General features: G+C 44.0%; 11 protein-coding genes. 7 read left to right on the top strand and 4 right to left on the bottom strand.

Annotated features, from left to right (window positions below):
- Window positions 1-107: 107 nt before the first annotated feature.
- Both PGW99_RS08535 and yccS read right to left on the bottom strand, forming a co-directional pair.
- The gene (locus tag PGW99_RS08535; RefSeq protein ID WP_273777262.1) at window positions 108-668 is read right to left on the bottom strand and encodes a YcxB family protein; all 561 of its coding nucleotides are present in this window, start codon (window positions 666-668) and stop codon (window positions 108-110) included.
- A gap of 87 nt (window positions 669-755) precedes the next feature.
- Complete coding sequence (gene yccS / locus PGW99_RS08530; protein ID WP_273777261.1) at window positions 756-2930, bottom strand: YccS family putative transporter; 2175 nt, start codon at window positions 2928-2930, stop codon at window positions 756-758.
- Between the two features lie 140 nt (window positions 2931-3070).
- Here yccS and PGW99_RS08525 point away from each other — a divergent pair, with 140 nt between their 5' ends.
- On the top strand, window positions 3071-4291 hold the full coding sequence (locus PGW99_RS08525; protein WP_273779484.1) for a multidrug effflux MFS transporter: 1221 nt from the start codon (window positions 3071-3073) through the stop codon (window positions 4289-4291).
- A gap of 55 nt (window positions 4292-4346) precedes the next feature.
- On the opposite strand, the gene PGW99_RS08520 is transcribed toward PGW99_RS08525, so the two are convergent.
- Entirely contained in the window at window positions 4347-5054 is a 708-nt protein-coding gene (locus PGW99_RS08520; RefSeq protein ID WP_273777260.1) for a nitroreductase, read from the bottom strand.
- A 457-nt stretch (window positions 5055-5511) separates the two neighbouring features.
- Between PGW99_RS08520 and PGW99_RS08515 the strand changes: the two genes are divergently transcribed.
- From PGW99_RS08515 to gltS, 3 genes are all read left to right on the top strand, one after another.
- Window positions 5512-6867 carry a DcaP family trimeric outer membrane transporter gene (locus tag PGW99_RS08515; RefSeq protein WP_273777259.1) on the top strand — a complete coding sequence of 452 codons (1356 nt, stop codon included), beginning with the start codon at window positions 5512-5514 and terminating at the stop codon, window positions 6865-6867.
- A 306-nt stretch (window positions 6868-7173) separates the two neighbouring features.
- Window positions 7174-8472 (top strand): DcaP family trimeric outer membrane transporter, encoded by a 1299-nt coding sequence (locus PGW99_RS08510; RefSeq protein WP_273777258.1) that lies wholly within the window; start codon window positions 7174-7176, stop codon window positions 8470-8472.
- Between the two features lie 172 nt (window positions 8473-8644).
- Window positions 8645-9880 (top strand): sodium/glutamate symporter, encoded by a 1236-nt coding sequence (gene gltS / locus PGW99_RS08505; protein ID WP_273777257.1) that lies wholly within the window; start codon window positions 8645-8647, stop codon window positions 9878-9880.
- Between the two features lie 54 nt (window positions 9881-9934).
- Here gltS and chrA read toward each other — a convergent pair whose 3' ends face one another.
- On the bottom strand, window positions 9935-11134 hold the full coding sequence (chrA, locus tag PGW99_RS08500; protein WP_273779483.1) for a chromate efflux transporter: 1200 nt from the start codon (window positions 11132-11134) through the stop codon (window positions 9935-9937).
- Window positions 11135-11261: 127 nt separating this feature from the next.
- On the opposite strand from chrA, the gene PGW99_RS08495 reads away from it, so the two are divergent.
- The 3 genes from PGW99_RS08495 to PGW99_RS08485 all read left to right on the top strand — a co-directional run bounded on the left by PGW99_RS08495 (window position 11262) and on the right by PGW99_RS08485 (window position 13698).
- The gene (locus PGW99_RS08495) at window positions 11262-12278 is read left to right on the top strand and encodes a patatin-like phospholipase family protein (RefSeq protein ID WP_273777256.1); all 1017 of its coding nucleotides are present in this window, start codon (window positions 11262-11264) and stop codon (window positions 12276-12278) included.
- Between the two features lie 290 nt (window positions 12279-12568).
- Window positions 12569-12745, top strand: coding sequence for a hypothetical protein (locus PGW99_RS08490; protein ID WP_273777255.1), 177 nt, complete (start codon window positions 12569-12571; stop codon window positions 12743-12745).
- Window positions 12746-13173: 428 nt separating this feature from the next.
- Window positions 13174-13698: an acyl-CoA thioesterase gene (locus PGW99_RS08485; protein ID WP_273777254.1), complete on the top strand. Its 525-nt coding sequence runs from the start codon at window positions 13174-13176 to the stop codon at window positions 13696-13698.
- The last annotated feature ends 16 nt before the right edge of the window (window positions 13699-13714 follow it).

The raw sequence follows: 13714 nt of genomic DNA, 5'->3' as shown, positions 1-13714 counted from the left end.
GAACGCAAATGTGCAGATAGTATGGATATTGTAATTAATACTAATTATCATTTGCAATACTGGTACATAAAAAAGGCCTCAAATGAGGCCTTTAAAATTGAGGATGCTTAAAAGGTTTTAGCAGGTCCTACAGTTTCATTCAGATGCTTGCGTACAGTATTGAATGGAAAGTTCTTTGAATCCATGCGCTTAGGCAAGATATAAGCCCCTTGTTGGTCTTTTACTTTGAAGTTGACCAAAATAAAATCCGGCGTGTTATACCACTCATAAATGTCTTTCCAGCCAATCGTACCCACACCTTCTTGACCGCCCATCTGTTGACGCATCACGATCCCGTGTGGCTGTACCCCTAAGCGAATGCCTTTAATTTCCTGTACTGGAAATTCATTCATCTTACGTTTGACATACCATTCCAAACCGTAGGTACGTAACGCGTAATACAGCACCACACCCACGATGGCGATCCAGCAAAACAGGGTAGAGTAATTCTTGAGCAAGATAATGCCAAGAATAGATAAAGCCACAATCGCTCCCATGATGGCCCAGGCTTTTGTACCAATCTTGTTGGTACTGCGCCAGATCATCAGTTGCACGTTGCGTTGCTCAGCCTCGGAAACTTCATAATTCACTGGCTGAAGGGTATAAGCATAAATATTTTTTGCAGTCATAATGCATGTAACGAATCCTAAACTTTTCAAAGTTTAGCACTAATTCTCCTAATTCAGTGAGGATATTCTGCCAATTTTCTACCCACTTTAGATGGAACCCAGCTCGGAGGCTTGCGTGTCATGTTCATGGCTTAAACTCTGCTTGAGCGTACTGAGTTGAGCAAGAATACTCAGCATCAGGGACAGCTGTTGCAGGATGATCAAGGAATGTTGATCGGCCTGGTTATTCTGGCTTAAACGCTGACGAATCGTCTGTAGCATGTTCTGTGCTGTCAAGTCGGGCGTCTCATCATGAAGTAGTGAACCCCGGATATCATCGAGAGCCTGATGCAGCAAGGCCAAGATTTCCGGATCCTGAATTTGCTGACGGTGTGCGCCTAGAGCTGAAATGTAGCTCAAAAAAGTATGGTGCAAACACAAAAATTCAAAGGCCTGATTTTTCTGCGCTGGATCGAAATCCGGTTCAGTGGCCAAGGTTGAAATTAATGAAGCCACTTCAGCATCGGTATTGTTGGCTGCACGACGCACAACGCGGTATTGCAGTCCATTATTGCGGCCATGCTGATATTGCTGCACTACTTCGGTCAGGTAGTCACATTGAGCAGTGAGCGCACGTTTGATGGTGCGCGGTAAACGGCGGAATTGCCAGTCCGGCCAGATAAAGCTGACCCCAAACCACGCTAGTCCACAGCCAATCAGGGTATCAATCAGGCGCGGTAATGCAGCGGCGAAGCCCAAGCCATCCAGATTGAAATTGATCATGGCCAAAATCGTCATGAAAGCTGTAGCCTGTGCATACTGTTTACTGCGCAGTTCAAAGAACAGGGCACCGCTTAAAATCAGCAGCAATAACTGACCTTCGATCGACGGGATAAAATACAGGACGGCATAACCGATGCTGATGCCGATTAAGGTTCCGATAATACGCAGATACAAGCGGCGTTTGGTGGCGTTAAAGTTCGGCTGGCTAACAAACAGGGCCGTCAACAGAATCCAATAACCATACTGGATATCAGTGAGCTGAATAAACACATAACCAATAAACAGCACCAGTGACAGCCGTATGGCATGGCGGAATAACACAGATTCAGGAGTCAAATGCTGTTTGACCCGAATCACGATGTCATCCCAGCCTTTCAGATCATCATCTTTCAGCTGATTTTCAATATGTTTGCTTTTATCTAGCTTGATGTGGCGTTCGGTTTCCACGTTACGCAGTTGTGCATCGATGGCTTTGAGGTTTTGATAGAGAGAAAACAGTGCATTGATCCAGATTTGGTCATATTGCTGTTCCTGTTGCAGTTTCTCCAAAGACAGACGCAGATTTTCAAAAGCATGCTTAAAACGTTTGTTATGTTGATAGGTACTGCGATGCAAGATGCTCTCGCTAAGATCCTTACAGGCTTTCCCTTGGATGGAGAGAATGCGCTGGAAGCGGAACAGAATGTCGCTGTGCTGAAAGATTTTCGCCAGTTTCTGGTAGTCAATATGGGCTGAGTCTGCCCGTTCATGAATATCTTGTGCCACGAAGTAATAATGCAGGCTGCGGCGGGTGTCTTTTTGTCCGCGGTCTCCCTTGAGGCGCGTGAGCAAGGCCGTTTTCATTTCATTAAAAATGCCGACCAAACGACCATTTTCCATCGACAGGTCAATCATGCTTTGCTGATAACTTTCTCGTGTCATGTCGACATCGAACAAATTGGACTTGGCAAACAGGAAATCGCCTAACGAAGAATAGCATTGGGATAATTTGTCCTGTACCACCCTAACCGGAAACAGCAAGAAACTAATGGTGGAAAGCAGGCCATACCAAGCGGCGCCAATCACCAGCAGCATCGGTTGCATATACCATTCTTCGAATAGATGGACACCGAGCATGGAATAGACCGATACCACCAGACAGCCGTAAGAAATAATGGCGTAACGACGGCCCAATGAACCCAGTAAAATCCAGCCAATGCAGGACACAATTAAGCCAATCGCAAACAGTACCGGATAAGGAAACAAAAAATGGACAGACACTGCGGTCACAAAGAACCCAAGATAGGTGTAAATCAGGTTCATGATGCGCACAGAAAACCGGTCGTCAATATCACTCAAACCCGCAGCGACCACACCTAATGTCAGTGGGATGGTAGCGAGTTGATAGTCGAGCAGATAAGGCACAAACGCCGTACCACTAAACGCAATAATCATGCGCAGGTTATACATGAAGGTTGTGTTATAGGTCGCTTGTTTGAGACGAGTGAGCCAGGGTTTCAATGCATGTCCTTAATATAAAATAAAAGTTTAAAAATTAATCGGTTATTGTGCTGGTTATGTGACAATTCATTTATATATCGTGCTCATCATACTATGGAGCGTGTAAGCTTGTCTGCACGCCGATCATGCAAAACACCAATATGAATATTGAAAAATCTGATACGTCTACGGGATATTCTTCCAGCTGGATTATGTTGCTGGCTTTGCTCACGGCATTAGGTCCCTTATCGATAGATATGTACCTGCCAGCCTTGCCGCAAATGGCGAGTGACTTTGGCACCACGACCCAGCAAGTTGCCAATACTTTACCCGCTTATTTTTTTGGCTTAGCGGTGGGACAGCTGGTCTATGGCCCGATCAGTGACCGGATTGGACGTAAGAAACCCCTCTATTTTGGTTTGATTCTTTATAGTCTGGCGAGTCTGCTCTGTGTTCTGGCTGAAAGTGAATGGAGTTTGATTCTGGCGCGTGTTCTTCAAGCGCTCGGTGGCTGTGTAGGTGTGGTGATGGCACGTGCGGCAATTCGAGATCGGCTTGATCTGTCTCAATCCGCCCACGCTTTTGCTAGCATGATGATTGTGATGGGGTTGGCACCTATTTTAGCACCGACCATTGGTGCGTGGATTTTGGCATTCTTTAGTTGGCATGCCGTCTTTGTGGTACTGGCCATGATGGGGCTAGTCTGTTTGGGCTGTGTGCATTTTTTCTTTAAGGAAACTTTGCCAGCGGATCGCCGTCTAAAATTAAATTTCAGTCAGGTAGCCCGTCTCTATATGACGATTTTGCTGGATCGCAGTTTTCGTTTACCGATGCTTGCAGGCTGTTTCAGTGGGGCAGTGCTTTTCTCCTATATCAGTTCGGCATCCTCGATTCTGATGGATGGCTATCATTTGTCACAGCAGCAGTTTGCCTATGCCTTTGGTATGAATGCTTTTGGCATCATGCTGTTATCTTTTATCAATAAACGTTTGGCTGGACATCTGGGTGTATTGCAACGACTTTGTGTGGGCGTGCTCATTCAATTATTAGGAGCTGTTATTTTGTTTGCTGCTGGGTTGCAATGGCTGCATTCTTTTGTTGGGGTCATGGCGGGAATGTTTATGGCGGTTGCCGGAATTGGCTTTACCGGTCCTAATGCCACCGCGCTGGCGATGTCTCAGCAGGGAGCGCGTGCGGGAACGGCAAGTGCGATTATGGGTAGCCTGCAGTTTGGCTGTGGGCTACTTGGTGGGGTCTTGTTAAATATTTTGAGCTGGAATGCGGTATTGAATGTTGCTGTCATCATGCTGATATTTTTAGCCATTGGAGGAATCGCCATATCGGCTTTGATTCGTGATCAGCGTTTACAATCAACAATCTGAATCAATTAAGAATGTTGAAAAAGAGACACAGGCTGTGTCTCTTTTACATATTGGCTTAGCTATCCAAAAATACAGTGAAGTTTTCGACTGGTTCACGTGGGGTCACTAGGGTATTTACAATCGCCTCGGGGTCTGCGTAACCCAAAGCAATGGTACAGACCAGCTCTTCATCTTCAGGTGCAGCGAGTACATCCAGTACAATCGGGTGGAAATGGTTCCACGCGGCCTGAGGGCAGGTATCCAGACCGCGGGCCTTGGCAGCCGTCATGACGTTTTGCATCATCATGGCAATGTCCATTTTTGAACCAATCCCCATGGCTTTATTCACGGTAAAGTACAGGCCAACTGGCGCATCGAATAATTTGAAGTTACGCAATTGTTGTGCTGCCATTTTGTCCTTATCACCTTTTTGGATGTTGAGTAGACCGTATAGCGCCCAGCCATTTTCCCGACGACGGTCAATAAACGGCGAAATCCAGGTATGAGGATAGTATGCAAAAGTTTCTGTGTATTCTGAGGCTAGGGCTGGATTGGCATTGATTTCAAGTTGTGCCTGACAGACACGCTCAATCATTTCCTCGCGTTTTTTGCCTGTGACCACATAGACTTTCCAGGGCTGAGTATTGGTGCCCGAAGGTGCACGACTGGCTACACGAAGAATATCTTTAATTAGTTCGGGCTCTACTGCTTGGTTTAGAAAAGCGCGAACTGAATGTCGAGAGGTGATAGCTTCATCGACGTAGCGAACCTGCTCCAAGTTCATAAATACTCCTGTTTTTTCATTTGATGCGTTGTTTTGCATCAGACTATAAGTGATTTTACATGCTTGTGAAGACTTTTTTTGTGTAAAAAAACTGCAAGACATGCCTTAAATCTGGGTCTAAATGTATATCTTAAAGGTATTCGATGAAATATTTTGTTTAAACTTTAAGCTTGTTTTAATCTTTTTTAGTGTAAGCAAGATTGTGAACTTTTTGTTTTTAACTAATTGTTATTCATATTAAATTATGTTTTAAAAGTTGTTTTTTAGTCGCAAGAATAGCATGATCCAATAGTGAAAATATGGAGGAAATGTGAGTGTAATGCGACCAAAGGCTAGTGCGACTTTTGGATGATATGGCTAGAGTTTGTGCATTTTCTGGGGTAAAAATAAGGCAAGGATAATGTTCAGTGGAATGAACAATACCAACAACAAATTTTCGAGAGAAAGGAAACGCAGGATGAAAATTCAGTCTAAAACTTTGGCTGTAAATACTCTTACTTTAGCAGTCGCTATGGGTATGGCGACTATGGCTCAAGCGAATGGTTCAAATACGGAAGTTGAACAGTTACGTGGTGAAGTCAAAGAATTACGCGCATTACTTGAGCAATATGTTGCAGCGAAACCTGCTGTTAGCATGCCAGCTCCAGGCACACCAGCACAAAATTATCCAGCTCCTGCAGCAGCACCAAAAGCAAATGGTTTAAGCTTCACGACTCCATCAGGTACCGAAGTAAAATTCTACGGTAATGTTCGTGCCGATGCTTCTTATCAAGCTGAAGGCGGTAGCGCTGCACGTATGTATAACCAGATCAGTACTGTTCCTTTAGAAGGTGTTAAAGAAGCAAGTGACCGTTTAAAAACGACACTAAACTCTTCACGTTTCGGTTTCGACTTTAAAACTCCAACACAAGCGGGTGATGTGGCGGGTAAGTTAGAAATGGACTTTGTGGGCGGTGCTACAGCTGACCAATTCCGTATCCGTCATGCCTACATGACGTATGGTAACTGGTTGGTGGGTCAAACCTGGTCTAACTTTGCGATTACCGACTATATGCCTGAAACTATTGACGCTCTCGGCTATGTTGGCGGTTCAATTAAACGTACAGCTCAAGTACGCTATACCAAGAATTTCAATGCTAATAGTAAACTTGCTGTTGGTTTAGAAGATCCAAAATACACAGATAATGCTCTTAATACCGACAAGACTGTTGCAACTTATGGTTCAGATCCAAAGAATGAAATGCGCTTACCTGCATTGACTGCACGTTTCGATCAAAAATTTGCCAATGGTGCGGGGATTATCACACCACGCGTGATGGTTGCTGAAAAGAAAACGGCTGATGATGAAACAACTGCTTGGGGTGCAGGTCTTGGTTTGAAATATAACTTAACACCAAGTACAACTTTAAAAGCGGATTACTACCATGTGAAAGGTGATAGCAGCTTTGTTGCTTGGTCGAATCCAGGTTATTTAATCGATTCGAATAAAAACTTGGTTGAGAATGAGTTTGATTCAATTACGGTTGGTTTAACCCAACAGTTCACTCCAAAATGGCGTGGTACTTTGGGATACGGCTATATGAAGGCTGATGACAATAAACAGTATCTTGATGCTGTCCAAACTGATCTTAAGTCTGCACTTAACGACAATTTATGGCAAGCTTGGGCAAATGTCTTCTATAGCCCAGTCAAACCACTTAGCTTTGGTCTTGAATATGTCTATGGTGAGCGTGAAACCTTTGACAATGGCGCCTACAAGAGCCAGACTGGTGTAGACAACCGCGTTCAAGCCACTGCAATTTATAACTTCTAATCATTTGATTGTAAGTTAAGTACAAACAAAAAAGAGGCTCCGGCCTCTTTTTTTACGTTCTACGACTAATTTATTAGATGGTTTTTAGGTTTTTGATTCATAAAAAGAAAAAATCATATTTTGTATAATTTTATAAGAATCTTTCAATTTAAATTTAACAAACGGTAAAAATATGGGGTAATTTTGCGCATAATACGGCCTTTTTCTCTGATCTGAAACCAAGGAACAGAGCAAAACCTTGATGTCTTATTGTTCTGAAAGCCCAAAACAATAGGAAAAACCGGAATGCGTTAAAAGGAGCTTCGCATGAGATTACCCCTCAGTCAAAAGCGATTAATGCAACAAAGCCTGACAATTACCGTTGTGACTTTGTTGATGAATACTGCTCATGCCACATCTGAACAGGATGAATTGCAGCAGTTAAAAATGGAAGTGAAAGAGCTCAGAACACTGATCGAGCGTTATCAAGTACAAACCCTACAAACTCATAATACTTCGGCACAAGTTGTATTGCCCTCCGTGGTCAGACCTGCTCCTCTTCAAGCGACGTCTTCCGCTGCAAAAGAAGGTCTGCAACTCACGACTGCTGCAGGCTCAGAATTCAATTTATATGGATTTTTACGTGCAGACGTTCAATATCAGGCCAAAGGTGGTTCCTCAATTTTTAACCGTATTGACGATGTTGCATTAGATGATGCACATCAAGACAAAATGTACAGCTCGGTGGCAACGAGCCGCCTAGGTCTAGATTTTAAAAAGCAGCTGGGCCAAGATAAAGTGGGTGGAAAGATCGAAGTCGACTTCCGTGGTAGCAATGACACCTTGCGCATCCGCCATGCTTATCTAACCTACAATAACTGGCTATTCGGTCAAACCACCTCAACCTTCGTGGCAACGGATTTAATGCCAGAAATGCTGGATTTTAATACAAATTTGGGTGGTGCCACTTATCGCAACAAGATGGTTCGTTACCAGAATAAAATCACCCCGCAAACCGAATATTTCGTTGCATTAGAAGAAGCCAATGACGGTTTGAGTAGTACCAAAACCAGTATTCCTGCATTAACAGCAAAACTGAAATATAACTTTGCAGACAATAAAGGAACATCGTCTCTGAGAGGTTTAGTGACCGAACGTAAGACAGAAGACGATTCAACCCTCGCGTGGGGCGTGGGTCTGGGAGCAGCGTATCAGCTGAGCAATGATCTGCGTATTATGGCGGATTACTATCATGTAGAAGGAGATGGAAAATTCGTCCTGTATAGTAATGATAGCTACCTGATTCACCCTGCCACACAAAAGATCGAGAAAAATGTGTTTGATTCAGTGGCGGTGGGTGCAACGTATCAGTTGAACAGCAAACTGCGAAGCACACTGGGTTATGGTGTGATGCTGTCTGAGGACAATGCATTTGCCCAAATTGCACTTCAAAATAGGGATAGCAATCAAAACCAACGCTTACAGCAAGCATGGTTCAACGTCATGTATTCTCCTGTTAATCCGCTGACGTTTGGTGTGGAGTATGTCTATGGTGAACGTGAAACCTTTACCGGCGAAAAAGGTCAAGACAATCGTGTGGGTGCCATGGCGAAATATACCTTCTAAGGGTGATAAGGCGAACATTGCCATCACCCACGCCATCTAACGATATTTTCTAAACTTTTTTGTATTTAATCTGGACCTGTTCAATACGGTTTGGCCCGATTCTGCAGCGTTTCCGCTGCAATTGGTCAAATCTCTGTATGGTCCAGATCAAAGATCATAATGGACAGATGTCATGCAATTTACCTTTAATGCATTTTATACCTTGATTGCTGCTGTCATCGTGCTGCTGCTCGGACGTTTGCTGGTCAATAAAATTGATTTTTTGAAACGCTACAATATTCCTGAGCCTGTCGCCGGTGGTTTAGTGGCTGCTGTACTTTCCCTGATAGTTTATAACGTTTGGGGATATAGCATTGTGACCAGTAGCGAGCTGCAAAGCAGCTTTATGCTGATTTTTTTTGCTTCAATTGGTTTGAGTGCGAACTTTGCCAAACTGAAAGAAGGTGGCATGGGGTTGGTCATTTTCCTTATCGCGGTTGCCGCATTTATTGTGGTGCAGGACTTCGTGGGCATGAGCCTTGCGACCGTACTAGGTGTGGATCCACTGATTGGCTTGATCGCGGGTTCGATTACCCTAACTGGAGGTCACGGCACTGCAGGAGCTTGGGGCGAAATTCTGGAAGTGGAACATGGGATTCAAGGTGCCTTGGCACTCGGGATGGCCAGCGCCACTTTTGGTCTGATCATCGGTGGTATTATTGGCGGTCCAATTGCCAAACTGTTGATTAATCGCCATGGTCTGGCACAAGCCAAAACTGAAGCACAAATTCATGACAGGGATACTCATCCTGCACCAGAATCAGACGATCTGGCCCCATTTGAAAACCCGCATCAGGTTCGTTTAATTACCGCAGATAATGCCATTACCACTTTGGGAATGTTTGCGGCATGTCTGGCATTTGCCGATTTCATGACCGGGATGAGTAAAGGTACCTGGTATGAATTGCCAACTTTTGTCTGGGCCTTGGGTGGCGGCGTCATCCTGCGTAATATCATGGAGTCTGGTTTTAAGATTGATATCTTTGACCGAGCGATTGATGTGTTTGGTAATGCCTCTTTGTCTTTATATCTGGCAATGGCATTGTTATCACTGAAACTCTGGCAACTGGCTGATCTGGCGGGACCATTGGTGGTGATTCTTGGAGCACAAACCATCACGATGGCACTCTATGCGAGTTTTGTCACGTTCCGGGCAATGGGTAAAAATTATGATGCGGCTGTATTGGCGGCTGGACATTGTGGTTTTGGTATGGGGGCAACACCAACTGCCGTAGCCAATATGCAAGCGATTACCAACATGTATGGTCCTTCGCATAAGGCTTTCCTGATTGTACCGTTGTGTGGTGCGTTCTTTGTGGACTTGATTAATGCGACAGTGATTCAGTTGATCTTGAAGTTTTTTGTCTAAGTTCAACATCAAGCCCCTCATGTAGGGGCTTTTTTAATGGGGGTATTAGGTACTTTATATCCAAAATTGTAGTAATAGATACAGCAAGAAACTGCCTGGAATACTAATCAGTACAGGTAGCTTGGTTTTAAGTAAGGCGATGACCAACACCACGAACAGCAGATCTGACCAATGACGGATCTGATCCATCCCCATCGAGATGACCATGGCAAACAGTAAACCGATCACGGCTGCATTAATACCCGTTACGGCTTTTTGAATTTTTGCTTGGGCCATAAAACGAGACCAGTAGGGCAACAAGGCAAAAATCAGTAAAAAAGACGGAAGAAAAATCGCAAGGGTGGCGATTGCCGCATTGAGCAGTGGAAAAGGCGTCATTGGAATAAACGCCCCAATGAAACTGGCAAAGGTAAACAATGGACCCGGAATCAACTGTGCCAAGGCATAGCCTAAGTCAAACTGCTGGGCAGGAATCAGATGGGTACTGACAAACTGTTGATGTAACAGGGGTAAAACCACATGTCCACCGCCAAAGACCAAAGCCGCAGTTTGATAAAAGCCTTGTATGCTCTCGATCAACAGGCTAGGTGTGAATCCTTGCAGCAGGGCAAAGACTACAAACAGTGCAAAGAACAGGAACAGCCACCACCACGCCCGATGATGTTGGGACTGAGACTGCAGGATCTGGAGAGATAGAGGTTCACGGTTGGTTAGATTGTTCTGTTTGGAGAAGGTGACTCCCAGCAATGCAGCGACCAGAATGACAAGAATCTGATTGATGGCGATCGGAACCAGTAAAATAAACAGGGTGGCTGCCAACATCAGCAGATAATGCCAGGTCTGTTTGCAGAAGCTGGTCAGCATTTGCCAGAACGCGACAGCCACTACTGCCATGACAATCAACTGGATGGCATGAAAGGCATCGAGATGAATCAGATCACTGACCTGATAGCTGAGCAACGCGAAGACGGTCATGAGCAGGGCTGATGGAAGGGTAAAGCCCAGCCATGCACAAAACCCACCGGCATAACCTTTTTGCAGATAACCAATCCCGATCCCAACTTGACTACTGGTTGGACCGGGCAACAGCTGAGCCAATGCAACCAGTTGGGCATATTCGGTATCCTGTAGCCATTGTCGCTGTTGCACAAAGACCTGATGAAAAAATACCAGGTGTGCAGCCGGGCCACCAAAAGAGGTGCACCCTAATTTCAAAAAGGTCAAGAAAATTTGCCAGAGGGTTGGGGTCATGATTATGACTTTTGTTTAGCTTAAATCTTTGGCAGTATAAAAAGAGAAGATGACGATTTAAATAAATACAACAGAGAAGTCATCATCTTCTCCGTACACTCGGGCTGCAAAATGAATAGGTGCTTCAAGCATGAAACAGATGAAATTATGGGTACTGGGATTCTCGGTGGCACTTGCAGGCTGTCAACAGTTGCCTGTGACATCTGCAAGTGTAGCTGCACCATTGATAAAATCAACGGAAAGTGCTGAAGCACAGTCACGTCCTCACCAGATTGATTTCCAAAAAATTAAACAACAGCAAAAACGCCCAATCATCGCTTTAGTGTTGGGAAGTGGTGGCGCACGTGGCTATGCCCATATCGGAGTGATTCAAGTTTTGGAGCAGTATGGCATCCGGCCTGATTTTATTGTGGGAACCAGTGCAGGCAGTATTGTTGGCTCGATATACGCCAGTGGTAAAAATGCAGCTGAATTGCGAGAAATCGCATTAAACATGAAACCTGCAGATGTGCGTGATCTTACTTTGGCCAAAAAAGGCTTTTTTGATGGTCAGAAAATTGAAGATTATGTGAATGCACAGGTGAGTACTACACCGTTGCAACAGCTCAAAATTCCGATGTATGTGGTGGCGACCCAGTTAAAAGCTGGCAAAAAAGTCGTATTTAATTATGGCAATACCGGTCAGGCTGTGCGTGCTTCGGTGGCGATTCCGAGTATGTTTGTGCCTACACAGATTGCTGGTGAAGAATATGTTGATGGTGGTCTGGTGAGTCCGGTACCGGTTGAAGTGGCACGGGAATTGGGTGCGGATATGATTATTGCCGTGGATATTCTGGCTCAGCCGATCCATACCGAGACCACCAATATGTGGGGACTGTTTAACCAGAATATCAATATCATGCAAAATCGTCTGGCAACCGAAGAGTTGCAATATGCCGATATCGTGATTCAGCCGGATCTGCGTGAAAAGGCCCATATCTTTGATGTCAAAGGCCGTGAAGCGACCATGCAGGCCGGTATTGAAGCGGCAATGGCCAAAATCGCTGCCATTGAAATGAGTTTGGCAAGTAAACAGGGACAGCCGGTTAAAAGTTTGAATGGCTTGACGGCACAAAACCAGACGATAGATCCTTTATTGGCGAAATAAAACCCTCTGCGTGGCTGAACAATTACTCAAGTATATGATCAGTCACGTTTAGATGAATCCTGTTTAAGTATCTGATCATTCATGGATTTCACAAGCCAAAATGACTCTTGATCTGCATGTTGGCTTTCTTGCAGGTATGCTTTTTATTCATATGCATGCGCTTATATTTACCCTGAGCAATAACCTGTTTATACTTTTCACTATCCACCATGCGGTTTAAAACGGCTCATGAAAAACCCATGATGTATTGAATCTGCATAATATCAAGACATTAACAAACAGGTTCAATCATGAAGAATATCCAAATCGGTCAAAAGGTCAAACTGGCGATGATGGAGCATCTGCAGTTTGAAGTGATCAAGATGAATCCGGATGGTTCTTTCCAGATCCAAGCACGTTTAGATGACAACAATGTCTTACACTACAGTGATATTACTGCCGAGATGTTGTGTGTGATTGACGGGTAAAAACACTGCACAGGATAGTCATCATCCATAGAGCGCAGCATGATTTCTTGTTCGATCGTTCATCCTCAGCGCTGACTCTTGTTGAATTAAAAATGCGAGACAGGGTCAATTATTTTAGAAGTGAAAAACGCTGGTGTTGAGTATTTACCTGCAATATAGAGAATGCTTGAGTCAATAAAGCCATCTCTCATGCCATGCAGCAGATTGTTGGATTTAATTGTATTATTTTTAATCTATATTAAAATAACAAATAAAAATCAAATAGTTGGTTTTATTTTTATAGTCTTTTTATATATTTTTCTGAACAATAGTATGAAAAGAATAAGAAATGATGATGACAATTTTTAGGATTTCACATGTTTTTTAAAGGAAAAAAGATATAATACTAAAGCAGTATTTCCTTATTATTGAATTGAGCCTCGTCAACCATGTCCCCTTTAGATCAACTTACCCAGATCCTGGACGATCAGTCCGAGTTAACAATGTCCATTCTTATGACGCCAGATATGGCAAATTTCTCAGGGAATGTGCATGGGGGAACAATTTTAAAGTTACTTGATCAGGTGGCTTATGCGTGTGCCAGCCGCTATTCAGGTAGTTATGTGGTGACTTTGTCAGTGGATAAAGTGACATTTAAAGAACCGATCTATGTTGGTGAGTTGGTGACCTTCTTGGCCAGTGTCAACCACGTCGGTCGTACTTCGATGGAAATCGGCATCCGTGTCGAAGCGCAAAATATTCAAAAACGTACCGTACGCCATACCAACAGCTGCTATTTCACCATGGTTGCGGTGGATGAAGACCGTAAACCACGTGAAGTACCTGCATTAAACTTGGATAATGACTGGAAACGTTGCCGTTTTGAAGCCGCTGAACAACGTAAGGTGCTACGCTTGCAGGAAAATCACCATCCGTCTTGCAGTATCCATAAAAAGAGTGCTGTGCAATCTTAAAGCACTGTAGATTTCT

Origin of the sequence: Acinetobacter sp. GSS19, from assembly GCF_028621895.1 — a bacterium.
Lineage (GTDB): Bacteria > Pseudomonadota > Gammaproteobacteria > Pseudomonadales > Moraxellaceae > Acinetobacter.
Note: the sequence above shows the minus strand (reverse complement) of the source record. Positions and strands in the feature narration are given on the sequence as shown.